The organism is Pseudidiomarina homiensis, from assembly GCF_003987225.1.
Taxonomy (GTDB): domain Bacteria; phylum Pseudomonadota; class Gammaproteobacteria; order Enterobacterales; family Alteromonadaceae; genus Pseudidiomarina; species Pseudidiomarina homiensis.
Window position 1 is genome coordinate 1,237,776 of the sequence record NZ_PIPX01000001.1, and the last position, 24,195, is coordinate 1,261,970.

At 51.9% G+C, this 24,195-nt stretch carries 24 protein-coding genes; 4 read left to right on the forward strand and 20 right to left on the reverse strand.

Features of this window, described 5'->3' with window-relative positions; genetic code table 11:
• Position 1: 1 nt before the first annotated feature.
• From gspF to gspC, 4 genes are read right to left on the reverse strand one after another with little or no spacing between them, the layout of a single operon-like run.
• Positions 2-1,246: a type II secretion system inner membrane protein GspF gene (gene gspF / locus CWI70_RS05930; RefSeq protein WP_126771406.1), complete on the reverse strand. Its 1,245-nt coding sequence runs from the start codon at positions 1,244-1,246 to the stop codon at positions 2-4.
• A gap of 2 nt (positions 1,247-1,248) precedes the next feature.
• Positions 1,249-2,724, reverse strand: a complete 1,476-nt coding sequence (gene gspE, locus CWI70_RS05935) for a type II secretion system ATPase GspE (RefSeq protein ID WP_126771408.1) — start codon at positions 2,722-2,724, stop codon at positions 1,249-1,251.
• Entirely contained in the window at positions 2,717-4,837 is a 2,121-nt protein-coding gene (gene gspD, locus CWI70_RS05940) for a type II secretion system secretin GspD (protein ID WP_241967828.1), read from the reverse strand. Before gspD ends, gspE begins: the two co-directional genes overlap by 8 nt.
• Before the next feature lie 43 nt (positions 4,838-4,880).
• On the reverse strand, positions 4,881-5,804 hold the full coding sequence (gene gspC / locus CWI70_RS05945) for a type II secretion system protein GspC (protein WP_126771410.1): 924 nt from the start codon (positions 5,802-5,804) through the stop codon (positions 4,881-4,883).
• A gap of 132 nt (positions 5,805-5,936) precedes the next feature.
• On the opposite strand from gspC, the gene hslO reads away from it, so the two are divergent.
• The 3 genes from hslO to hslR all read left to right on the forward strand — a co-directional run bounded on the left by hslO (position 5,937) and on the right by hslR (position 8,087).
• Positions 5,937-6,767, forward strand: a complete 831-nt coding sequence (gene hslO, locus CWI70_RS05950; RefSeq protein ID WP_126771412.1) for an Hsp33 family molecular chaperone HslO — start codon at positions 5,937-5,939, stop codon at positions 6,765-6,767.
• 107 nt (positions 6,768-6,874) lie between these two features.
• Entirely contained in the window at positions 6,875-7,534 is a 660-nt protein-coding gene (locus CWI70_RS05955) for an REP-associated tyrosine transposase (RefSeq protein WP_241967829.1), read from the forward strand.
• A gap of 178 nt (positions 7,535-7,712) precedes the next feature.
• Positions 7,713-8,087, forward strand: a complete 375-nt coding sequence (gene hslR / locus CWI70_RS05960) for a ribosome-associated heat shock protein Hsp15 (protein WP_126771414.1) — start codon at positions 7,713-7,715, stop codon at positions 8,085-8,087.
• Between the two features lie 226 nt (positions 8,088-8,313).
• Here hslR and der read toward each other — a convergent pair whose 3' ends face one another.
• From der to ndk, 9 genes are all read right to left on the reverse strand, one after another.
• A complete protein-coding gene (der, locus tag CWI70_RS05965; protein ID WP_126771416.1) occupies positions 8,314-9,792 on the reverse strand; it encodes a ribosome biogenesis GTPase Der in 1,479 nt (492 codons plus the stop codon).
• Positions 9,793-9,794: 2 nt separating this feature from the next.
• Complete coding sequence (gene bamB / locus CWI70_RS05970) at positions 9,795-10,991, reverse strand: outer membrane protein assembly factor BamB (protein WP_126771424.1); 1,197 nt, start codon at positions 10,989-10,991, stop codon at positions 9,795-9,797.
• Positions 10,988-11,611 (reverse strand): YfgM family protein, encoded by a 624-nt coding sequence (locus CWI70_RS05975; protein ID WP_126771426.1) that lies wholly within the window; start codon positions 11,609-11,611, stop codon positions 10,988-10,990. Before CWI70_RS05975 ends, bamB begins: the two co-directional genes overlap by 4 nt.
• Positions 11,612-11,649: 38 nt before the next feature.
• On the reverse strand, positions 11,650-12,906 hold the full coding sequence (gene hisS / locus CWI70_RS05980; RefSeq protein WP_126771428.1) for a histidine--tRNA ligase: 1,257 nt from the start codon (positions 12,904-12,906) through the stop codon (positions 11,650-11,652).
• 66 nt (positions 12,907-12,972) lie between these two features.
• Complete coding sequence (ispG, locus tag CWI70_RS05985) at positions 12,973-14,085, reverse strand: flavodoxin-dependent (E)-4-hydroxy-3-methylbut-2-enyl-diphosphate synthase (RefSeq protein WP_126771430.1); 1,113 nt, start codon at positions 14,083-14,085, stop codon at positions 12,973-12,975.
• A 42-nt stretch (positions 14,086-14,127) separates the two neighbouring features.
• A complete protein-coding gene (locus CWI70_RS05990) occupies positions 14,128-15,117 on the reverse strand; it encodes a RodZ domain-containing protein (RefSeq protein ID WP_126771432.1) in 990 nt (329 codons plus the stop codon).
• Between the two features lie 11 nt (positions 15,118-15,128).
• The gene (pilW, locus tag CWI70_RS05995; protein WP_126771434.1) at positions 15,129-15,908 is read right to left on the reverse strand and encodes a type IV pilus biogenesis/stability protein PilW; all 780 of its coding nucleotides are present in this window, start codon (positions 15,906-15,908) and stop codon (positions 15,129-15,131) included.
• Between the two features lie 82 nt (positions 15,909-15,990).
• The gene (gene rlmN / locus CWI70_RS06000; RefSeq protein WP_126771435.1) at positions 15,991-17,124 is read right to left on the reverse strand and encodes a dual-specificity RNA methyltransferase RlmN; all 1,134 of its coding nucleotides are present in this window, start codon (positions 17,122-17,124) and stop codon (positions 15,991-15,993) included.
• A 143-nt stretch (positions 17,125-17,267) separates the two neighbouring features.
• Positions 17,268-17,699, reverse strand: a complete 432-nt coding sequence (gene ndk / locus CWI70_RS06005) for a nucleoside-diphosphate kinase (protein WP_126771437.1) — start codon at positions 17,697-17,699, stop codon at positions 17,268-17,270.
• Positions 17,700-17,859: 160 nt separating this feature from the next.
• Here ndk and msrA point away from each other — a divergent pair, with 160 nt between their 5' ends.
• Positions 17,860-18,390: a peptide-methionine (S)-S-oxide reductase MsrA gene (msrA, locus tag CWI70_RS06010; protein WP_126771439.1), complete on the forward strand. Its 531-nt coding sequence runs from the start codon at positions 17,860-17,862 to the stop codon at positions 18,388-18,390.
• A 25-nt stretch (positions 18,391-18,415) separates the two neighbouring features.
• On the opposite strand, the gene fdx is transcribed toward msrA, so the two are convergent.
• The 7 genes from fdx to iscR form a co-directional block, all read right to left on the reverse strand.
• Entirely contained in the window at positions 18,416-18,754 is a 339-nt protein-coding gene (fdx, locus tag CWI70_RS06015; RefSeq protein WP_126771441.1) for an ISC system 2Fe-2S type ferredoxin, read from the reverse strand.
• A 110-nt stretch (positions 18,755-18,864) separates the two neighbouring features.
• Positions 18,865-20,760 carry a Fe-S protein assembly chaperone HscA gene (gene hscA, locus CWI70_RS06020; RefSeq protein WP_126771443.1) on the reverse strand — a complete coding sequence of 632 codons (1,896 nt, stop codon included), beginning with the start codon at positions 20,758-20,760 and terminating at the stop codon, positions 18,865-18,867.
• Positions 20,761-21,049: 289 nt separating this feature from the next.
• Positions 21,050-21,550 (reverse strand): co-chaperone HscB, encoded by a 501-nt coding sequence (hscB, locus tag CWI70_RS06025; protein WP_126771445.1) that lies wholly within the window; start codon positions 21,548-21,550, stop codon positions 21,050-21,052.
• Positions 21,551-21,874: an iron-sulfur cluster assembly protein IscA gene (iscA, locus tag CWI70_RS06030; RefSeq protein ID WP_126771447.1), complete on the reverse strand. Its 324-nt coding sequence runs from the start codon at positions 21,872-21,874 to the stop codon at positions 21,551-21,553.
• Between the two features lie 62 nt (positions 21,875-21,936).
• Entirely contained in the window at positions 21,937-22,320 is a 384-nt protein-coding gene (gene iscU / locus CWI70_RS06035; RefSeq protein WP_126771448.1) for a Fe-S cluster assembly scaffold IscU, read from the reverse strand.
• Between the two features lie 15 nt (positions 22,321-22,335).
• On the reverse strand, positions 22,336-23,550 hold the full coding sequence (locus CWI70_RS06040; protein ID WP_126771450.1) for an IscS subfamily cysteine desulfurase: 1,215 nt from the start codon (positions 23,548-23,550) through the stop codon (positions 22,336-22,338).
• A gap of 30 nt (positions 23,551-23,580) precedes the next feature.
• Positions 23,581-24,069, reverse strand: a complete 489-nt coding sequence (iscR, locus tag CWI70_RS06045) for a Fe-S cluster assembly transcriptional regulator IscR (RefSeq protein ID WP_126771452.1) — start codon at positions 24,067-24,069, stop codon at positions 23,581-23,583.
• Positions 24,070-24,195: the final 126 nt, after the last annotated feature.

Sequence of the window (24,195 nt, forward strand, 5' to 3'; positions counted from 1 at the left end):
TTTATAAACCGACCGCTTGATTAAGCTGCAAGATCGGCTGAATAATTGCCATTACAATCACTAAGACCACCGCAGCCATGACAATGATCAGCGCTGGCTCAAATATTTTTAACGCGACATTCATGGTGTTTTCAAAGTCGCGGTCTTGATTGTCCGCGGCACGTCCGAGCATCTGCTCCAACTCACCGGATTTTTCACCGGCAGCAATCATATGCAGCATCATCGGCGGGAACAGTTTGGTTTGCGCCAACGCGGCACGTAACGAAGAGCCTTCGCGGACCCGATCAGCCGCCTCGGTAACCGCATGTTGCATGGCACGGTTGCCCAGCACTCGTGCGGTGATTTGTAAACCTTCGAGCAAGGGCACCGCCGAAGCGGTCAAAATACTCAACGTTCGCGAAAACCGAGCGGTGTTAACGCCTTTAATGACCCGCCCCACTAACGGAACTTTCAGTTGCCACGCATGAAATTTGTCGCGCCGACGTTCATTTCTCAACAGCTGGCCAAAAATCACTAACCCCACCAGAACCGCCACTAAAATAAAGGGCCCGAAGGTTTGTAAGAACTGACTAACAGCCAATAGTGCACGGGTAATAAACGGCAATTCTTGACCCAAATCACCAAACTGCTCAACGATTTGTGGCACTACCGACACCAACAAGAAAATGATCACGCTAATCGCCACAAAGGTCAGCACCGCCGGATACACCAACGCCTGCACCAATTGCCCCTTGAGTTGATTGCGTTGCTCGGTGTAATCCGCCAAGCGGTTCAACACTTCGTCGAGGTGGCCGGAGCGCTCACCAGCGGCAACCATGGCGGTGAACAGCTTGTCAAAAATATGCGGATAGTCGCTCATGGCAACCGCCAACGCGTAGCCTTCGACCACGCGTGAACGTACCGCCATCACTAATTTTTGTAAACGCGGTTTATCGGTTTGTTCGGCAACGGCAAATAACGCCTGTTCGATAGGCATGGCGGCGGCCACTAAGGTGGCCAATTGACGAGTAATCAAGGCAAGGTCGGCGGAGCTGATTTTGCGCACTTTGCGGCGCGCCCACCACCCCGAAAAGCCCTTTTGGCTGGTGGCACTATCCGTTCCTGACTGTTCCGCTTCGTCCACCGCAACCGGAATCAAACCTTGATCACGCAACAACTGGCGGACTTGCCGTTCCGTGTCGGCTTCAAGTACCCCGGTCTTTTTGCGGCCCTTGGCATCCAGCGCGTGGTAGGAATAAGCGCCCATGGTTACTCCTCGCGCGTCACACGTAACACTTCTTCGCGTGTGGTGACACCCTGCGCTACTTTATCGAGACCATCCTGACGGATACTCGGCGTATGCTTACGCACGTATTTTTCAATGGCTTGCTCACCATGACCGTTGTGCACCAAGTCGCGAATGGTTTCATCAACCACCAACAACTCGTGAATCCCGGTACGGCCACGATAACCAGTGTAGTTACACTTATCGCAACCGACGGCACGGCATTCTTGGCTATCTTCGCTCAGCGGCGTCTTACAGTCGTCACACAAAGTCCGCACCAAGCGTTGGGACAACACCGCCAACAACGACGAGCTCAACAAAAACGGTTCAACGCCCATGTCTTCAAGACGCGTGATGGCGCCAGCGGCAGTATTGGTGTGCAAGGTCGAGAGTACTAAGTGACCGGTTAATGAGGCCTGTACCGCAATTTGTGCGGTTTCAACGTCGCGGATCTCACCGACCATAACCACGTCGGGGTCTTGCCGCAAAATCGCCCGCAAACCTCGTGCAAAGGTCATGTCGACGCGCGGATTCACCTGCATTTGGCCAATGCCCTCGATGGCATATTCAATCGGGTCTTCGACGGTCAAAATATTACGATCTTTGGAGTTAATATCCATCAAGCCAGCGTACAGGGTGGTGGATTTACCTGAACCTGTTGGACCGGTCACCAAAATAATGCCGTGCGGCTTTTTGATCAGCTCGGCAAAGATCTTGCGGTTACCGTCGGTCATGCCGAGCTGTTGCAAGTTCAATCGCGCATTGTTTTTATCGAGCAAACGCAACACCACGCGTTCGCCATGGTTCGATGGCATGGTCGATACCCGCACATCAACTGCGCGCCCAGCAATCAGCAAGCTAATGCGGCCGTCTTGCGGCACGCGCTTTTCGGCAATATCGAGCTGCGCCATCACCTTAATACGGCTCACGAGCAGCGAACTCAGCTTACGGTTCGGGCGGATCACTTCGCGTAGCACGCCGTCAATACGGAAACGCACTAATAAATCTTTCTCAAAGGTTTCGATGTGAATATCCGACGCACCTTCTTTAATCGCTTCTGACAACATTGCATTGATCAGCTTGATGATTGGCGCGTCGTCTTCGCTTTCCAGCAAGTCTTCGGTTTGCGGCAGTTCATCGGCCAGCGAGAACAAATTGCTCTCATTGCCAATGTCTTCCATCAGTTGCTTGGCTTCGGACGAATCACGCTGATAGGCCTGCGTGAGAATAGCGTCAAAAGCTTCGGCACTGTGGGTTGTTAAGGTAAACGGCTTACCCACCGCACGCCGCACTTCACGCAGCACAATGGGCTCGACCTCTTCGCGACAATGCACGGTCAATAAGGCGCCCGCATCCTCGCCCTCGCCGTGGTCCGCCACCACCACGCCATAACGCTTCGCGAAGCCAAACGGCAATCGCCGTGGCGTCACTCGCGCGGCGAGCTCGGCAACATCAGTCATTGCCGTTGCCTCCCTTGCGCTCGTCAAGGTACTTCTGTAACTCTGGCGGAATGGCAAGTTCGCTATCTTTAAATTCAGGCAAGATTGGCGTTTCGGTGTTCGGCATCAAGGTGACACCTTCATCGTTACGCTGCAATTGCTGCGCCCGCATATAGTTGTATTTGCGACTGCTCAAGCCATAGGCCGTACCGGAGTCGCGGACAATGGTCGGTCGCAAAAACACCATCAGGTTACGCTTTTGCTTGGTCGTCGAAGTGCTGCGGAACAGTGCTCCCACGAGCGGAATATCGCCTAAAAGCGGAATCTTTGATTCACTTTCTTGTACGTCTTCATCAATCAGGCCGCCGAGCACAATGGTCTGGCCATCGTCAGCCATCACCGTGGTCGTTAGCGTACGTTTGTTAATCGTAATGTCGACGGCGGTTGCGCCACTCAGGCTCGATACTTCTTGCTCAATGACCAACTGTACGGCGTCGCCTTCGTTGATCTGCGGCGTTACCTTGAGCTTAATACCAATATCTTCGCGCTCCACGGTTTGGAACGGATTTTCGTTGTTGGCGCCGGCCGTCGAGCCAGTAATCGTTGGTACCGATTGCCCCACCAAGAATGACGCCTCTTCGTTATCCACCGTCATAATACTTGGCGTCGCAAGAATGTTTGACTTCGTGTTGGTCGCTACGGCTTGCAAAATCGCGCCCCAGTCGTTCTTCACCACGCCAACCATCATGCCATTCACGTTACCTAACAGCTGCGCCAACAAGCTTACATCACCAGGCTCATCCGGCTCCGTCGTGGTGACTAAGTTGCCATCCACCAACGTCTGAGTGGTACGCCCTTCGCGCTCGCGGGCTTGATAAGCAGCCGCGGCTAACGGGCCAATCGGTACTTGGCGACCGTTGTTATACTGGACCATACCGCCGTCTTCTGAAATCCATTGCAAGCCAAGATCTATGCCGTCACCTTCAAAGATCTCGACAATAATTGCCTCAACATGAACTTGGGCGCGACGGATATCGAGCTGCCGAATCACATTTTCGAGGTTCGCCAGTAGGTCGGGTTCCGCAGTAATGACTAGTGAATTGCTGTCTTCATGAGCGGAAATACTGATATCGTTGGTGTTACTGCCCCGTAAGTTTCGTGCCAAGCGTGCTTGTTGCGGATTATTACCACTGGCGCTTTGCTGTTCGGCTTGAATACTTTCACTGACCCCTTGCAACACGTCGACCAGTTCTTTCGCTTTGGCATACTTCAGGTAGTAAACGCGCGTGTTACCTTCAGTTTTTAGGTCTTGGTCGAGTTGATTGATCAGTGCAATTACGCGTTGACGAGCTCGCGGTTCGCCACTTACGACGACCGAGTTCGTACGTTCGTCGGCGACAATTTTAGGGATCAGTAACGGCGGCGTGCCTTCATTGGTTTTCTCGAACAACGATGAGGCGATGCGCACCACTTCAGACGCCGAAGCATATTCCAGTTTTACCACGTCAACGTCTTGGTTACCGGCACGGTCAACGCGCTCAATGATTTCGGTAAGACGCTGCACCGTTTCGCTACGACCAGTGATCATAATAACGTTCGACGGATCGTAACTGACCACATTGCCGCCACCACTGCTATCCGCTAGCAAACGTAATAGCGGTGCCAACTCGCGCACACTCACGTTGTTGACTGGAACAACGCGGGTCACCAAGGTGTCGCCGCCCAGAGAATTATCGTCAACTACAGGAATCGCGCCGTTGCGCGCATCTTTGTCACGCATCACTTTAACCACGCCGGATTCCATGGTGACGGTGGCAAAACCGTAGACTTCGAGCACATTCAGGAAAAACTGCCAGTATTGGTCTTCACTCATCACGTCGTAGCTGCGCACATTGATGGTGCCGCGCACGTCGGGGTCGATAATCATGGTTTTACCCAAGTTGCGACCGACCACTTGAATGAATTCGGTAATATCGGTGTTTTTGAAGCTGGCTGCGTATTCCGCGGCTTCTTCATTGGCCTGTTGTCGAGTTTGCTGTGCTGCCTGTTGTGCAAAAGATGAGGCGCTAACCCCCATGGCACATGCCAAACTCAAACTGGTCAGGATCATTGATACGGTGCTCAAACTACGCATAGTTGCGTCCTATAGTTGCGTCCTATTATTCTCGTTATGCTATTTACTCGCTCGGAACAGCCAGTTCTAAGTCGAGATATTCATCGTCACGCAAAACCGTCACGATGATTTGACGAGCGTTGCGGAGCTCACCAATGGCGGCCTGCGCACTAGCGACGTCGGTTAAATCTTGGCCATTAATGGCTACGGCAATGTCGCCTGCTTTGAACCCTGCATTGGTGAAGAGTTCCGGGTATTTCCCTGGGCTGAGGCGATAACCCTGCAGACCGTTACCAGACATGGCTGGACTAATCCGAATATAGTCGAGCAAGGCGGTGCTGTCGCCGCTTTGGCGCAGTTCTTGATACGCTTGCTCAACCTCTGCCGCTGGTTCGCTCACTGGCTCGCCGGATTGCTCCCGTTGCGCGCGCTGCTGATTCTCAAGGGTCAAGCTTAAGCCTTCACTCAGCTCGCCGATGCCTTCAAGCTCAAGGGTTTCTAATGTGCCATTGTTATTTAAGATCACGCGATCGGCGTAAATTTCTTCAATACTCACTTGGGTGCCAGCGATTTTATCGCCAATCACATACACTTCTTGGCGACGATCCTTCTCAATAATCGCCGCTGATCGTTCCGGCACATTACTGGCGGTGACGCCAAGTAAGCGTACGTTAAGTTGCGTTTTGGGCGCATTGCGGGTGTCACTCGCTGTTACGGTAGTGGTGCCGAACAGGTTTAAATCGGCCAGTCTGCTGAATGAGGTATTGCCAGCATTATTTTGCTGTTGTACTTGGATTTTTAGGGGGCCGCTGGCCGGCGGACTCACCGGTGCGATCATCTGCCAAGTCATTTGCGCTAACGTCCAGACGGCGTAAATCGCGAAGAGCGCCGTCAGCACCCACAACAACCTACGCACAAAGCGTGGCCCTGCGGTAAAGGCTGTAATGGAGGCGATAAAGCGCTGAAGTTGTGGGTTCTCAATCTGCATTTTTGATTTCGTTATAATTTTGTGACAGCACAGCGTTACTAGCCATTCTACCCCCTTAGCTATGATGTGAACAGATCAAATTAAGGAGTTGTGGTATTATGCGCGCAAAATATTACACTGTGTTGAAACGCTATGAATTATCCAACTGATTTACTCTATCGTTACACTTTTTCTGCTCAAGACGTGCGCGGCGAGCTGGTACAACTTAGTAGCAGTTATCAGCGTATGATACAAGGGCACAACTACCCTGCGCCGGTACAACGCTTGCTGGGTGAGCTGATGGCGGCGACGGCTTTACTTAGTGCGACGTTGAAGTTTGAGGGGCACATTAGCCTACAAGTTCAAGGTGACGGACCAATTAATTTTATTACGGTTAATGGTAGTCATCAGCAGGATCTGCGCGGATTGGCGCGGGTTCGCGGCACCATCGCCGATGACAATAATGATCTTCGAGCGTTGTTTGGTAAGGCGGTGATGATTATTACCATTACGCCAGACGACGGTGAGCGTTATCAGGGTGTGGTTGATGCTGACGCCGAAAGTTTGGCGCAAGTGATTGAACGGTATTTTGCGCAGTCTGAACAATTGCATACGCGGGTTTGGTTGCACGCCGACGGGGAGCATGCTGCGGGGATGTTCTTGCAGGTCTTGCCTGCCGCTGGACATGATTTGGCCGCGTTCGAGCATTTGGAAACGTTGACCGCATCGATGACGGCGCATGAGTTGTACGCATTGTCTGGTGAAGAGGTGCTGCATCGTTTGTATCACCAAGAAGATCTTGAGCTCTACGCGCCGCAGCAGGTTGCGTTTCATTGCGGCTGCTCGCGTGAGCGCACCCTTGAGTCCTTGGCCGCGGTACACCCGGACGAACTACGTGCGATTCTCGCCGAAGACGGCGAAATCATCATGACCTGCGACTACTGCCTCGCCGAATACCGCTTCGCCGACACCGACCTCGCCTGACGTTTGAGCAATGGTTGTTCTATTCGGACTTCCCCCGTGGTAAAACCACGGGCTACACCTGTATGTAGCCCGTAGTTCTACTACGGGTCACGCCTGACGTTTCAGCAATGGTTATTCAATTCGGACTCCCCCGCAGTAGAACTGCGGGCTACGTACGCGATTTCCTGCATTTTTATAAGGGTGACGAATGCGGTGCGGCGATACAAACTGTGGGCATGAGAAACGTTCGCCGCTATTTCGAAGGAGGGTATTACTTCTTCACTGTCACCGCTTATCGCCGCCGCCCCTTTTTTCAAGGCGAGGCCTTCATGCAGGCCTTTCGCAATGCGATACGGAAAACGATGAAAACCCACCCATTTGAAATAGAAGCATGGGTGGTTTTGCCTGATCACATGCATTGCGTCTGGATCGTCAACGACGACCAAATCCCCGTCCGTTGGCGCAAAATAAAATCTTTGACAACCAAAGCCTTGGCTCAGCACGGTAACCAATCGAAGGCGCACCGTAACTCAACCGCGCGCAGGCGCCGGGGTAATGGTTCACTGTGGCATCACAGCTATTATGAACACACCATTCGCAACGAACGGGAACATGAGTTATACGTGCTCTATTGCTGTTATAATCCCGTCAAGCATGGTTATGTTGAAAATGCGCTGGCATGGCCCTATTCAACACTTAGGCGTTATTTATCGTCTGGCAAATACCCGCCGGAGTGGGCACACATCAATTCATCATGGTTAGATGATGTTTTTGGCAGCCACGAGTAGCCCGCAGTTCTACTGCGGGGCATGTCCAATTGAATGGATACGGTCGAAACGTCAGGTGTAGCCCGTGGTTCTACCACGGGGGGATCCGAATCGAACAATCATGGTCAAAACGTCAGGCCTTACCCGTGGTAGAACCACGGGGTACGTGCGCCGGCGCAGAAATAACTGAGGAGGTTTCATGGAAAATGTTCGGCTCGATAAATGGTTGTGGGCAGCACGTTTCTATAAAACACGGTCGCTTGCGCGGCAGATGGTGCAATCAGGGAAAGTACATGTTGATGGCCAGCGCCCAAAACCGGCGAAGACGATTAGTGTTGGGCAACTGATCAAGCTCAAGAAGGGCTATGACGTGATGGAAGTCGAAGTGTTGGAACTCAGTGATCAACGTCGTGGAGCGCCTGAAGCGCAGAAGCTGTATCAAGAAACCGAAGCTTCAAAGGAACGGCGGGAGCGTGAAGCGGAGCTGCGTAAAGCTAATGCCCTCTATAACCCGCACCCAGACCATAAGCCCGATAAAAAAGAACGCCGCGAATTGTTGAAAATGAAACGGTAGCCCGTGGTTCTACCACGGGGGGATCCGAATTGGACGGCCATGGTCGAAACGTCAGGTGTGGCCCGTGGTAGAACCACGGGGTACAAACGGGTGAGACCCGAATTGGACGGCCATGGTCGAAACGTCAGGTGTGGCCCGTGGTAGAACCACGGGGTACAAACGGGTGAGATCCGAATTGGACGGCCATGGTCGAAACGTCAGGTGTGGCCCGTAGTAGAACTACGGGCTACTTGCGTTTTTTGATGTGCTTCATCAGGCGTTTGCGTTTGCGCTGCTGCGACAAGGTGAGTTTGTTCTTGCGGCCGGCAAACGGGTTTTCTGATTCGCGGAATTCGATCTTAATCGGCGTGCCCATCACACCCAACGACTTGCGGAAGTAGTTGGTCAAATAACGCTGATAAGCGCCCGGCAAATCATTCACTTGGTTACCATGAATGATCACGCGCGGCGGATTGTAACCACCAGCATGGGCATACTTAAGTTTGACCCGACGGCCACGCACGAGCGGCGGCTGATGTTCTTCAATCGCCATTTCCATAATGCGGGTGAGCTTCGAGGTGCCGACCCGTTGAGTCGCGCTGGCGTAGGCTTCAAGCACTGACTCGAACAAGTTACCAACACCGCTGCCATGCAATGCCGAAATAAAGTGCAATCGCGCAAAATCGACAAAGCCGAGACGGCGATCAAGTTCACGCTTAATCTCTTCTTTGTGGTCGTTGTCGAGGCCATCCCACTTATTCACCGCAATGACAATTGAACGCCCGGCATTCAGAGCAAAGCCAATCAAGTTGAGGTCTTGGTCCGAGACGGTTTCGCGCGCGTCGAGCACACAAATCACCACGTTGGCATCTTCAATGGCTTGCAGTGTTTTAATCACCGAGAACTTTTCGACGGTTTCGTCGATTTTACCGCGACGACGCACGCCGGCGGTGTCGATCAAAATGTACTCGCGGCCATCGCGTTCCATCGGAATGTAGATCGAGTCACGGGTGGTGCCAGGCATGTCAAAGACGACCACGCGTTCCTCGCCGAGGATGCGGTTGGTTAAGGTTGATTTACCAACATTTGGTCGACCGACGATGGCGAGTTTGAGCGGTAAGGCTTCGTAGTCGATTTCGTCGTGGGATAGATCTTCGGGGATGTCAGTGGCTACTGCTTCGTCGTCGAGATCACCCGTAGTAGAACTACGGGCTACGGACATGTCGGGGTAATCGTCGAGCAGTGGGGTGAAGCATTTGTGCAGCAGGCTTTCGACGCCACGACCATGCGCGGCAGCGATGCCGTAGACTTCACCTAAGCCGAGTTCGTAAAAGTCAGCTTGCGCCGCGTCAGCGTCGATGCCATCGATTTTATTCGCCACTACATAGGCTTTCTTGCCAATCGAACGCAAGTGTTTGGCAATGCCTAAGTCCGCACTGGTAATGCCGTCACGGGCGTCAACCATAAACAACACGACATCTGCTTCATCAATCGCGCGCAGCGACTGCGACGCCATTTCTTTGTCGATGCCCTCTTCGTCGCCATGCACACCCGCGGTGTCAATGACGATGAATTGATAGCCATCGTAATCGGCTTGGCCATACTTACGATCGCGCGTTAGACCAGGAAAGTCCGCTACCAGTGCGTCCCGAGTACGGGTCAGCCGGTTAAACAGGGTAGATTTGCCCACATTTGGGCGCCCGACCAGGGCCACAACAGGTAACATTCTTAGTTAGTCCTTACCGCGAGTAACGTGCCGTCGCGTGTTTGTACATAGAGTTCGTTATCGGCCACTACCGGTGCCACGTAAACGTCGCTACCGACTTCGAGACGGCCTTCAGTTTCGCCGCTAGCAGCGTCGATAAAATGTAAGTAACCGAACGAATCGCCGACCACAATAGAGCCATTAAAATAGACCGGAGCGGTTAGTTCGCGGCCTTCAAAATCCGCGTTGACCCAACGCTCGATACCGCCATCAACGTTAATCGCATACACACGGTCATCAGCGTCAGTGGCATAGATGGTGTTCCCATACATGTCGATATTTTGGAACGACGAATACTCGCGCTGCCAAACGACGCGCCCTGAACGCATTTCAACTGCGGCAAGCTGGCCGTTATAGGCAATGTTGTAAATCAGGTCGCCACGTGAAATTGGTGCGGCGTCAACATCCACTAGGCGCTGCAGCTCGGTTGCACCTTTCGGCACAGCTAAGCGCGCTTCCCAAACTTGTTGGCCATTTTCCAATACCGCGACGGTGAGTTTACCGTTCGCTGTACCAAAAATTGCGCCGCCGGCCGCCAACGTCGGTGCCCCAGTACCACGTAAGCTCAATGCTGGCACGTCAGTTACCAAACTCCATAGCTCCGCCCCGTTTTGTGCATTCAAACCAAAAACCTTACCGTTACTTGCCGTCACCACTACATGGTTGGCGTCAACGGCTGGGTCTGACACAATTTCAGCCTTCACATTGGTCTGCCATACGACACTACCGTCGGTGCCATTCACCATAATGACATCGCCGTTCTCGGTGCCGAGCACCACGTTGTCACCGTAGCTCACTAAACCACCGCTGATGCGCAATGATTCAGCACCAGACAACCAACCTTCACCTTGTGCGGCGAATTGCGCTTGTAGGTCACGCTCCCAAACACGCTTACCACTGGCGCGGTTGTAAGCCATGATCATGCCTTCACGATCAGCAACCACGACATGGTCACCAACAACCGTAGGATTCAGCCGTGAGAAAAACTCACCAATCCCATCACCTGCACCCGCGTCCCATTGCACGCTAGGTTGAACACTGGCGTTGAAAGGTTGTAGTTCTTTGTAGCTCAGTTCTTCGTCGCCAAACACCGAGCAGCCACTTAAACCAAGGGCTGCAGCAACGATGAGACTCTGCTTCAGATACTTAACTTGTTTCATGATGCCGCCGGAATGCTGTTAAGTTTGGTTTCGACCAGTAGGGTCGGAACGCCCGCTTCAGTTGCTGCTGCAATCGCATCTTCATAGGCTTGGCGTGCACCATCAGCATCGCCCTGTGCCATCAATACGTCGCCGCGCAGTTCCGCAGCTTTCGCTTTAAAGCCTTCGACTTGCGCAACTTGATCAAGCGCAGCTAACGCCGCTTGGTAATTCTCTTGGGCCAGTTGCAAACGAGCCAAGCGCACGCTAGCGACATGCTTCAACGCGCCTTCGGCATTCGCCTGCGCATTCTCAAGCGCCTCGATAGCAGCCGCCAAGTCGCCGCCTTCAGCAGCTTTACGAGCTACTTCAAAGGCTGCCAACGTTGCGTAAGTGCTACCTGCAGCTTCGTTTGCAAAGGTTTTCGCGCTTGCCAGCGCTTCAGCACCGTCAGCTTCAAGTTGTGCGACAACTTGTTCATATTGCTCAGATTGCGCTTCTTGCTTAGCGAGGGTTTGCGCATCGTAATAACGCCAGCCGTAAAACAGGGCAAAACCGATCACGAGGCCAGCAACAATGCCTTTACCGTGTTCTTTCCAGAACGCTTTTATCTGTTCGACTTGTTGATCTTCTGTTTCCATGGGAAATCCTTCTGAAAGCGATGTTTGCTATTTGCTGTTTATTGTTTGAAAAACACTTTTGCGGTCGCGAGATCGTCGATGATAACGTCTTCTTTATCGCGGTTGCGCAGGTGTTTTACTTCGTAATCGTTGTCGCGGATGATGATGGCATAGTCGGCACCCGATTTGTCCGCTTTCGCCAGTTTCTTTTTCATATTCTGGCTGCCGCTGTGCAGCTGTACCTTTAAGCCTGCAACTTGGTCACGAAGCTTTTCGGCAACAGCCGGCGCCTTAAGTTCCGCGCTTTCATTCAAGGCGATAACGTAAACGTCGACGGCTTGAGTGCTCGGGATTTTTTGTTGCGCTTCAAGCAATAAAACTAAACGTTCAATTCCCATGGCAAAACCCACTGCTGGCGTGGCTTTACCGCCCAACTGTTCGACTAAGCCATCATACCGTCCACCGGCACAGACGGTACCTTGCGCACCAAGTTCGGTGGTCACCCACTCAAACACGGTACGGTTGTAGTAATCAAGACCACGCACCAAACGCTCATTCAGCACATACTTGATGCCCGCGGCGTCAAGTCGTTGCGTCAGGCCTTCGAAATGCTCGCGCGATTCGTCATCCCAGTAGTCCGATAGCTTGGGCGCATGCTCAAGCACTTTTTGCGTGTCTGGCGATTTGCTATCAAGCACCCGCAGGACGTTGGTATCTAGACGACGCTTCGAGTCTTCATCAAGTTGCGACTCGTGCGCGCGCAAAAACTCACGTAAAGCTTCACGGTACTTCGCCCGTGCTTCATTCGAAGCGAGTGAATTCAACTGCAACTCGACATTTTCAGCAATGCCAAATTTTTGCCACAAACGCGCCGACAACAAAATGACTTCAGCATCAATGTCAGGCCCAGTCATACCGAAAGCTTCGATACCAAACTGATGAAACTGGCGATAACGCCCTTTTTGCGGGCGCTCGTGGCGGAACATTGGGCCCATATACCACAAGCGTTGCGTTTGGTTGTATAGCAGACCATGCTCATTACCGGCGCGTACACAGCTTGCCGTGCCTTCTGGACGCAACGTAAGGCTGTCGCCGTTGCGATCGTCGAAGGTGTACATTTCTTTTTCGACGATATCAGTGACTTCACCGATGGAGCGTTTGAACAAGTCGGTGCTTTCCAACACCGGCATGCGGATCTCTTGGTAGGTGTAGGCCGCTGCTACGTCACGTAGCACGCCCTCGACGTACTGCCATGCCGGACTTTGCTCCGGCAGCAGGTCGTTCATTCCACGAATTGCTTGGATTGTTTTTGCCACGAGTTCACTTACCGTTTCGTTAAATTGAATTCAATTTGAAAAAATGACGGGTAGTATACCGCAGCTTTACGCTTGCTTCACAGGAATCTGCTCAGCTTCGAAACGTTTTACCTGATCACGGATGTGGCGTTCGAGTTGATCGACCAAATCATTGTTGTCAAGGCGCTCTTTTTGGCGCTCACCGTTCAAGTAAAAACCGCTCTTATTTTTCGCTCCAGCCAAGCCGATGTGCGAGATCAAGGCTTCGCCTGGACCATTGACGACACAACCGATGATCGATACATCCATTGGCGTGGTGATGTCTTCAAGCCGTTGCTCGAGCGCATTTACGGTGGCAATGACGTCGAACTCTTGGCGCGAACAGCTTGGGCACGCGATAAAGTTGATACCACGACTGCGAATACGCAATGATTTTAAGATATCAAAACCAACTTTGACTTCTTCGACGGGGTCAGCCGCTAATGAGATGCGCAAGGTGTCGCCAATCCCTTCAGCAAGCAGCATACCTAAACCAATCGATGACTTCACCGAACCACTGCGCAAGCCGCCAGCTTCGGTAATACCAAGGTGCAACGGCTGTTCAATTTGCTTGGCGAGTAACCGATAAGAGTCAACGGCTAGGAACACATCCGAAGCTTTCACGCTGACTTTGAAGTCTTGAAAGTTCAGACGATCGAGAATATCAACATGGCGCATGGCCGATTCTACCAAGGCAGCTGGGGTTGGCTCGCCGTACTTTTCTTGCAGATCTTTTTCCAATGAGCCGCCGTTGACGCCAATTCGGATCGGAATATTGCGATCGCGTGCGGCATCGACCACGGCACGAATGCGCTGCTCATTGCCGATATTGCCTGGGTTGATCCGCAAGCAATCAACCCCGTATTCGGCAACTTTGAGCGCGATACGATAATCGAAGTGAATATCAGCGACCAGAGGCACTGGGCTCTGCTGTTTGATGAATTTAAAGGCTTCTGCAGCATCCATGGTAGGTACCGAAACGCGCACGATATCAGCACCGGCATTAGCTATCGCTTGGATCTGCTTCACCGTTGCCGCAACATCGGTGGTTTCGGTGTTGGTCATCGATTGCACCGCGATCGGTGCGCCGTCGCCAATCGGGACGTTGCCGACATAAATACGGCGTGATGGGCGGCGTTTTATTGGGTTCTCATGCATCATGATAGTACTTCGTGTGCCTTAAATTGCTGCTACGTTACGCTGTTAGTCTAGCGTGAGAGTCACGCTGCGGTTACGCACGTAATCGTCAAGATTGACGTTCTCACCATTGTAGGTCAACGTGACGGCTTCCGGTTTGCACAAGATGATATCAAAAGGTGGCTCGCCCGTCAGCGGCATGCGATAACCTGCAGCTTTTACACCGATGGCGATGTCTTCGCCGGTGGCATCACTGACTTTAACCCAGCAGGCTTGGTTGAATTCAAAGACCAGCTGTTCGGCTGGTGTGGGTTCTGGTTCTGCGGTTTCGGCATCAGTGGTGTCGGTGGTTGGACCCGCAGTAGAACTGCGGGCTACATCGGATTCGGCAGGTTCGGCGTCGGTGATGTCAGCTGTTGGACCCGCAGTAGAACTGCGGGCTACATCGGATTCGGTTGTCGTGTTGCGGGCGACGGCTTGCTCTTCGGTGATCTGGCTTGGGCTAGGACGCACGATTTGTGGAATATCTTGTACGGTTGCGCGTTCTCGCTTCGCTTCAGCTTCAGTTGGGGCATCTTCGCTACCGGTAATGGTCTTCAAGCTGAAATTACTTTCTTGCCACCACCAAATCAGCACCAACGCCAAGACAACGGTAATGATGATGTAACTTATCCATTTTAAGCGGCTGTCGTTGCGTTCACGCACTTTCCGACGCGAAAAGCTCTGCATTTGCACGTTGCTTTTCTGCTCCGAATCAAAGCCATGCTCCTTAAACGCTTCGAAAACTTTTTTATCATCGATTTCAAGCGCTTTCGCAATTGCACGTAGGTAACCGCGGACAAACGTGTTTGACGCTAACTGTTCGTACTCATCCGCTTCGATAAGCTGCACAACGGCAAGACGCAAACGTAAGCTATCGGCAACTTGTTGTTGGGACAAGCCTTTCTGCTCGCGCGCTTGCGCAAGAATTTGACCAGGCGTGTGACCGGTTGGTTTGCTCTTCTGATTGCCTTCTTCCGGCAATTCGTCATTCAATAAATCTTTATTCGAGGTCATGGATTACTTCATTAGGAGTTAGTTGCTGCCGCGCGCGCTCGATAAGCGTCAGCTTGACGTGAATCGGGAAAGCGCGACAAAAGTAAATCGCCAAAGCTACGTTGTCGTGCACGGTCATTTTGCTGCCGCGCCAGCTCGCTCTCTAACCACAGGTACTCGGCGGAAAGTTGCGGTAATTGGGCTCGGCGCTTAAGAACATCCGCGGCTTCTTGATAACGTTGTTGTTCTAACAATACCGCAGCGTAGGTCTCAAGAATAGTGCTATTGCGTGAACTGTGATTAATTGCCCGTTGAAAATACTGATCGGACTTTTGCTCTTGCCCTGCGCGCGCTGCACAGCGCGCTGCATTTTCGTAGGTTGCCGCGACTTTCACGTAATCGGAAATATTGAGAGCTCGGTTGAAACTTTGCTCGGCTTCTTCATAGCGGCCCATGTTGCACAGCAATGCGCCTAAATTATTATGGGTATCGCCGTTATTGGGCTGCAGCTGGATCGCCTTGCGATAATAGCGCTCGGCCATCTCAAAATCTTGCACTTGCTGATAGTAGAACGCTAAGCCCGTTTGCACCGACGGGTTATCAGGCGTGTAGTCACGAGCTCGCTCAAGGTTAACCCGCGCTTGTTCGTAATTTCCGGATTGTAGATACTGAAGACCCAACGCCAGCCGTGTCGCCGCGGCTTCTTTCGCATCGAATTGCTGCGCAGGCTTTTCTTTGCCATCAACTGTGCGCTGACTCACACAGCCAGTGCATAGTGTTGCAAGAAGAAGAATGTAGAGCAAATTGCGCATGTCGGGTCCTCGTTGCTGAATTTCCTATGCTACCCTGAATGCGTCTTGCCTGCCTATGTTTTTCGAGGTTTTTCGCGGCGATTTACGAAATCTTGACGTCGATTCCGACACCGCCTCGCTGGGCGCGCTGCTTTTTCAGGATGCGTTTGGTACGGTCGACCACATCACCAACAAGCTGGCCACAGGCGGCGTCGATATCATCGCCGCGGGTTTTCCGTACCGTAACAATATAACCCTTTTCTATCAGAACCTTAGCAAAGCGGTCAATGCGTGAATTACTTGAGCGACCATAATCATTGCCTGGGAACGGGTTAAATGGGATAAGGTTTATCTTGCACGGCGTGTCTTTGAGCGTTTCAGCAAGCTCGTGAGCTTGATCCATGCTGTCATTCACATGGTCCAACATCACGTATTCAATGGTGATGTTCTTGTTCGCTTTTGAGCCATCGATATAGTGACGGCTGGCTTCGAGGAATTGCTCAATATTGTACTTTTTATTAATCGGTACAATTTCATTGCGTAATTCATCGTTTGGCGCATGCAAACTGATGGCCAAAGCGACATCAATTTGTTCTTTTAGCTTATAAAGTGCAGGGACCACACCCGAAGTACTTAGGGTCACTCGGCGTTTACTTAGACCAAAAGCATTGTCGTCGAGCATCAGGTCCATGGCTGGCACTACGTTGTTCAGGTTCAACAACGGCTCACCCATGCCCATCATGACCACATTAGTGACTGGCTTAATGCCCGTTTCGCCGAAGGGACCGAGCAGTTTATTCACCCGCCAAACTTGGCCGATGATTTCGGCAACTCTTAAGTTGCGGTTAAAGCCTTGCTGTGCGGTTGAGCAGAATGTGCATTCGAGCGCACAACCGACTTGTGAGCTGACACACAAGGTTGCGCGATCAGACTCTGGGATCCATACCGTCTCGACGTCTTGGCCGTCGAATAACGTCATGGCAAATTTGATAGTGCCGTCAGAAGATTGTTGCTGTAAGCGTACTTCTGGCGCACGTATTTCGGCTATTTCTTTGAGTTTCTCGCGCAGTACTTTGTTGAGATTGGTCATCTCGTCAAAGTCGTCGACACAGTAGTGATAAAGCCACTTCATGACCTGATCGGCACGGAAAGGCTTCTCGCCCAGTTCTTGAAAGAACTCGCGCATGCCTTGGCGATTGAGATCGAGAAGATTAACTTTTTTGTCGACTGCGTTCATAAAACCCGTTATTCGTTGTGTGTGCGTGGTAGCCCGCAGTTTTACTGCGGGGAATGGTTCACGTTTCCCCCGTAGTAAAACTACGGGCTACTCGGCGTATTCACGTTTCCCCCCGTAGTAAAACTACGGGCTACTCAAATGACTTAGCGAGTGCGTGCGCAGATTTCTTCGTCAGCGAAGAAGTAAGCGATTTCGCGTGCTGCTGATTCTACCGCGTCTGAACCATGTACCGCATTCTCGTCAATAGATACAGCATAGTCAGCGCGAAGCGTTCCCGCCAATGCTTCAGCTGGATTCGTTGCGCCCATGATTTCACGATGACGCAATACTGCGTTTTCGCCTTCAAGTACGCTTACTACGATTGGACCAGAGGTCATGAACTCAACCAATGCGCCGAAGAAAGGACGCTCGCTGTGCTCAGCGTAGAAACCTTCCGCTTGCTCTTTGCTCAAGTGCATCATTTTTGCTGCAACGATGCGCAGACCCGCAGTTTCGAAACGGTTGTAGATACCACCGATCACGTTCTTTGCAACAGCGTCAGGTTTGATAATTGATAAAGTACGTTCTAAAGCCATGGTTTGTCTCCAATCATAAAAGGCTAGCTAATTTAAAGTCGCGCGGATTATACACGTTTCAGTATTTCACTGCTACCACAGCAAGGTTTCAATCGAGATAACTCTTTTCTAGAACCGCATTCCATGTTATAGATGTCTAAACGTCTATTAGGAGCTGTATATGACACAACAAATCACTTTGGCCGGCGGCTGTTTTTGGTGCATCGAAGGCGCATTCAAGCAAGTTCGCGGCGTCTTGAAAGCACAATCAGGCTACGCTGGTGGCAATAAGCCAGAACCCACCTATGAAGAAGTCTGCACGGGGAACACTGGGCACGCCGAAGTCGTGCAAATCACTTTCGAGCCCACCGCATTATCCGTGCGCGAAGTCCTTGAGATCTTTTTTGCCTTGCACGACCCGACGCAATTGAATCGGCAAGGTAACGACGTTGGCACACAATATCGTTCGGCTATCTTTTACCAAACCGATGCGCAAAAAGAAGAAGCTGAAAAAATCATTGAAGAAATGCGCGCTGAAGGTACGTGGCAGGACGAGATAGTGACCGAGGTATTACCGCTCGAGAAGTTCTGGCCTGCGGAGGACTACCACGATAATTATGTAGAGCGTAATCCACAAAATGCCTACTGCCAGGCGGTCGTAAGCCCGAAATTGGCGAAGTTTAAACGCACTTTCGCCGAGAAGCTCGAATAAAAAAGGAGGCCTCGGCCTCCTTTCTTTAGTGGTTTTCTTTGACCATGTTGATGGTGTATTTGGGGATTTCAATGACAAGGTCTTCGCCGTTGACGCGGGCTTGACAGCTTAGGCGTGAGTCGGGGTCGAGGCCCCAGGCTTTGTCGAGCATGTCGTCTTCGTTGTCGTTGATTTCGGCGAGTGAGTCGTAGCCTTCGCGCACGTAGACATGGCAAGTGGTGCAGGCGCAAACCTTTTCGCAGGCGTGCTCAATGCCAATACCGTTGCGGAGTGCGACATCTAATACGCTTTCGCCGTCAGCTGCTTCAACAGCGGTGCCTTCTGGGCACAGTTCTTCATGCGGTAAAAAAACGATTTTTGGCATTACACGGTTCCTCGTTTAAGCTTTTTCCGTAGTAGAACTACGGGTTACTACTAGTTTTCCCGTAGTAGAACTACGGGTTACTACTAGTTTTCCCGTAGTAGAACTACGGGCTACAGTTCGTTGACGTTGCTGCCGGACAGGGCTTTGCGGATGCCGGCGTCCATGCGTCGTGCTGCGAAATCTTCGCTGGCTTGATCAACCGTTTCAATGGCTTTCTCGATGTCATCCGACGATGTACCCGCGCGGGCTACGCGCAAGGCTTCCATGGCGTCATCAAGTCGTTTACGTTCCGCTTCGTCCAACAATTCGCCATCAACAGCTAAGGCACTGCTTAATGCTTCTAACACGCGATCTGCTTCGACTTGTTGTTCGCGCAACATACGCGCCGCCATGTCTTCTTTTGCGTTGGTCATCGACGAAGTGATCATCTGCGTGATGTCTTCGTCGTTCAAGCCGTACGATGGTTTCACTTGAATCGATGCGGATACACCGCTTGATTTCTCCATTGCCGTGACACTAAGCAGGCCATCGGCGTCCACTTGGAAAGTCACACGAATATGCGCTGCCCCTGCTGCCATCGGCGGGATATCCGTTAATACGAAACGCGCGAGTGAACGGCAGTCGTCGACGAGTTCTCGCTCGCCCTGCACCACATGGATCATCATGGCGGTTTGGCCATCTTTGAAAGTGGTGAATTCTTGTGCTTTCGCAACTGGGATCGTAGTGTTACGTGCGACCACTTTTTCCACCAGTCCGCCCATGGTTTCTAAGCCTAAGGATAGCGGAATCACGTCCAACAATAGCATGTCGGAATCGGGTTTGTTGCCCGCGAGGATATCCGCTTGAATGGCGGCACCGATGGCAACCACTTGGTCAGGGTCGATCGATGTGAGCGGTTCGCGGCCGAAAAATTCGCCGACAGCCTCACGCACCCGTGGCACACGGGTTGACCCGCCGACCATGACGACATCGAGCACTTCGGCGGCGTCAACTTCGGCGTCTTTTAGGGCGCGACGGCAGTTGACCAAAGTTTTGCGCACTAAGGGTTCAATGAGTTCGTTGAGTTGGGTGCGGGTGATTTTTGTCCGGAGATCAGATGTTTCTGGGGATTCCCCCGTAGTAGAACTACGGGCTACGCTGATTTCAGCTTCTTCCGCATCCGTTAATGTTTCTTTGGCGGCTTTGGCGGCGTTGATTAGCGAGCGTTCAAGGCGCGCTGGTACGGCGTCGTCTAAGCCCCAAACTTGCTTTAGGTGACCAACAATAAGCTGATCAAAGTCGTCACCACCGAGGGCGCTGTCGCCACCGGTCGCCAGCACTTCAAATACACCACCTTGTAGGCGCAAAATCGAAATATCGAAGGTGCCACCGCCAAGATCGTACACGGCGATCAGGCCTTCGCGGCCGGTGTCGAGGCCGTAGGCTACCGCGGCTGCGGTAGGTTCGTTGAGTAAACGTAAGACGTTTAAGCCCGCCAGTTGCGCGGCGTCTTTGGTGCTTTGCCGTTGCGCGTCATCAAAATAAGCTGGCACGGTGATGACTACGCCGGTGAGCTCGCCACCTAAGGCGGCTTGAGCGCGAGCCGATAAAGAACGCAAAATGTCGGCCGATACTTCAACTGCATTGCGTTCGCCGGCGGCAGTATGGAACACGGGTACGCCGTTATCGGTTTCGCTCATGCGGTAAGGCAAATTTGCGAAGTTACGCTGTACGTCGGCAACGGTGCGGCCGATAAAACGTTTGACCGAGACGATGGTGTCTTCGGTAGCGAGTGAGGCATCGCCATGTTTCGCGACGGCATCATGACCGACGCAGATTTCGTCAGCGCCGTAGTAAACCACTGAAGGCAGAATTGCGCGGTCTTGCTCGTCGCACAACACTTGAGCTTCGCCGCTGCGCACGGTGGCAACCAAAGAGTTCGTGGTACCTAAGTCAATTCCTGCCGCCAACCGATGTTGATGCGGGGCTGTGCTTTGTCCGGGTTCTGCAATCTGCAAAAGTGCCATTCAGAAAACCTCGTTGTTCATAATTCGTGTAGCCCGTAGTTCTACTACGGGTTTGATCTGACGTTTCTGCCATGGTCGTTGAATTCGACATACCCCGCAGTAGAACTGCGGGCTACGACATCTCGGCCATGGTCGTTGAATTCGACATACCCCGCAGTAGAACTGCGGGCTACGGCATCTCGGCCATGGTCGTTGAATTCGACATACCCCGCAGTAGAACTGCGGGCTACGGCATCTCGGCCATGGTCGTTGCATTTGACATACCCCGCAGTAGAACTGCGGGCTACCATTAAACGTCTTCTAGGGCTTCGAGTTCGCGGCGGAGTTTGTGCATGAACTTTAATTTGCGAATTGTATCTGCTGCAGCTTCGTTGTCATTTGCAACTAACAAGCGCTCCAATTCACCTTGCAACTCCGCAGTCTGCGCAGCTAAGTCTTTATAAGCCGCATCAATACCAGCGAAGTAGCCAGCATCGAGCTCTTCCACACGCTCACGCCACTCCATTTGCGCCATCAAAAATTCAGGATCTTGCAGCGTCTTTTGCTCGTGCTGCATATCCACACCACGCAACGCCAGCAGATGTTCCGCACGCAACAACGGCGAGCGCAACGTCTGATAGGCATCATTCAGTTGCGCCGTGCGTTGCACTGCGAGCATCTTATCGCGCTCACTACCCGACGCATGACGATCAGGGTGGAGCGCCTGTTGCAGCTTGCGGTAACGCTGCTGCAACTCGGCTAAATCTAGCTCATAGGCGACGGGGAGATTAAAAAACTCGAAGTGATTCATTTATACGTTAAAGCTCTCGCCGCAACCGCATTCGCCTTTGGCGTTAGGGTTGTTAAACTCGAAACCTTCATTCAGGCCTTCTTTAACGAAGTCGAGCTCGGTGCCATCAAGGTAGACCAAGCTCTTGCCGTCGATGATGATCTTCACGCCTTTTTCTTCAAAGACGGTATCGGTGTCATCCACCTCATCAACGAACTCCATTACGTAAGCAAGGCCTGAGCACCCAGTGGTTTTAACACCTAACCGGATACCCTCGCCTTTACCGCGCTGTTCCAAGAACGACCGCGCACGTTGTGCGGCCGCTTCGGTCATGGTAATCGCCATTACTGCCTCATTCTTGGTGCAAAAGTAGTGGTGCTAAAGTAGTGCTACAAATCGCCTAAAACTTAGCCTGCGTGTTTTTTCTTGTAGTCTTCCAATGCGGCTTTAATCGCATCTTCAGCCAAGATAGAACAGTGAATTTTCACTGGCGGCAACGCTAATTCTTCTGCGATTTGCGTATTCTTCAACTGCGATGCTTCTTCAATCGACTTACCTTTTACCCATTCGGTAACCAATGAGCTTGAAGCGATCGCCGAGCCACAGCCATACGTTTTGAATTTTGCATCTTCAATGATGCCAGCATCGTTGATTTTCAACTGCAACTTCATCACGTCACCACAGGCTGGTGCGCCAACCATACCGGTCACTACCGATGGATCGTTCTTGTCGAAACCGCCCACATTCCGTGGGTTTTCATAATGGTCGATTACTTTTTCACTGTATGCCATAACACTTCACCTCTCTTAGTGTGCCGCCCACTCAACGGTGTCTAAATCAACGCCGTCTTTGTACATTTCCCATAGGGGCGACATGTCGCGCAAGCGACCAATTGATTTCTGAATTTGCTCTACTGCGTGGTCCACTTCTTCTTCAGTTGTGAAGCGACCAAAGCTGAAACGAATTGAGCTGTGCGCTAATTCGTCATTGCGGCCTAAGGCACGCAAAACGTATGAAGGCTCAAGGCTTGCTGAGGTACAGGCTGAACCTGAAGAAACCGCTAGGTCTTTCAGTGCCATGATCAGGCTTTCACCTTCAACGAAGTTAAAACTAATATTGAAGATATGCGGCACGCCGTGCTCTTGCGAGCCATTTACGTACACTTCTTCGATGTCTTTTACGCCATTCCATAGGCGGTCACGCAAGGCACGGAAGCGCTCACGCTCGGCAGCCATCTCTTCTTTCGCGATACGCGCTGCTTCACCCATACCGACGATCTGGTGCGTTGCTAGGGTACCTGAACGCATACCACGCTCATGACCACCACCGTGCATTTGCGCGTTCAAGCGAATACGCGGACGACGGCGAACATACAAGGCACCAATGCCTTTCGGGCCATACATTTTGTGACCAGAAAAGCTCATCAAATCGACCGGCAACGACTGTAAATCGATATCGATTTTACCAGCGCTCTGGGCCGCGTCGACATGGAAAATAGTCTTATTCTCGCGACACAAGTTACCGATAGTTTCGATATCTTGAATCACGCCAATTTCGTTATTCACATGCATGACACTGACCAAAACAGTGTCTTCACGCAACGCTGCTTTAAACACGTCAAGATCAAGCAAACCGTCTTCTTTAACGTCTAAATAGGTAACTTCGAAACCTTCACGTTCAAGCTGGCGGCAGGTATCGAGCACAGCTTTATGCTCGGTTTTCACCGTAATAATGTGCTTACCTTTTTTCTGGTAAAACTCTGCAGCACCTTTGATCGCTAAGTTGTCAGATTCTGTTGCGCCTGAGGTGAATACAATTTCACGCGGATCGGCATTGACCAAGTCAGCAATCTGGTTACGAGCGATATCGATCGCTTCCTCTGCCTGCCAACCAAAACGGTGCGAACGCGACGCCGGGTTACCAAACTGACCTTCTGGCGTTAGGAACTGGATCATCTTCTCAGCCACACGTGGGTCAACTGGCGTGGTTGCTGCGTAATCAAAATAAATCGGTAATTTCATTCAGTGCTACTCCTCACGTTGTCAGACAGCTTATAACTGACAATTCAGTGCAATTTGTTGCTCGCGTTTCTTTTGCTCCGCGATCTGCGCATTTTGGCGCTCGGCGACTTCGTTGATATCGCGTTGCTTAACCAGTTCAGCCAAGCTAATGTTCGCCAAGAAGTCTTCAATACGGTCACTTAAATTCGACCACAGCGAGTGGGTTAAGCAACGGCTGCCACCTTGGCATCCGCCCTTGCCGCCACACCGTGTGGCGTCAATGCTCTCATCCACGGCTTGTATCACTGCGCTAATCGAGATCTGATGCGGTGCGTAACCCAAGCGATAACCACCGCCAGGCCCCCGCACACTGCTCACGAGTCCTTGCTTACGCAAGCGCGCGAACAATTGTTCAAGATAGCTAAGTGAAATCCCTTGTCGCTCAGAGATATCTGCTAGCGGCACGGGTCCTTGTTCTGTGTGTAACGCAACATCAAGCATTGCAGTTACGGCATATCGCCCTTTCGAGGTTAAGCGCATAGCTTTTTTTCCTCCATCGTTATGCCGTAATTTTCGCATTCCCGACTATTTTAGTCAAGTATTACGACACGCCGTGATTCGCACTGTTCGTAGCCCGTGGTTCTACCACGGGGCATGCCGATTTCA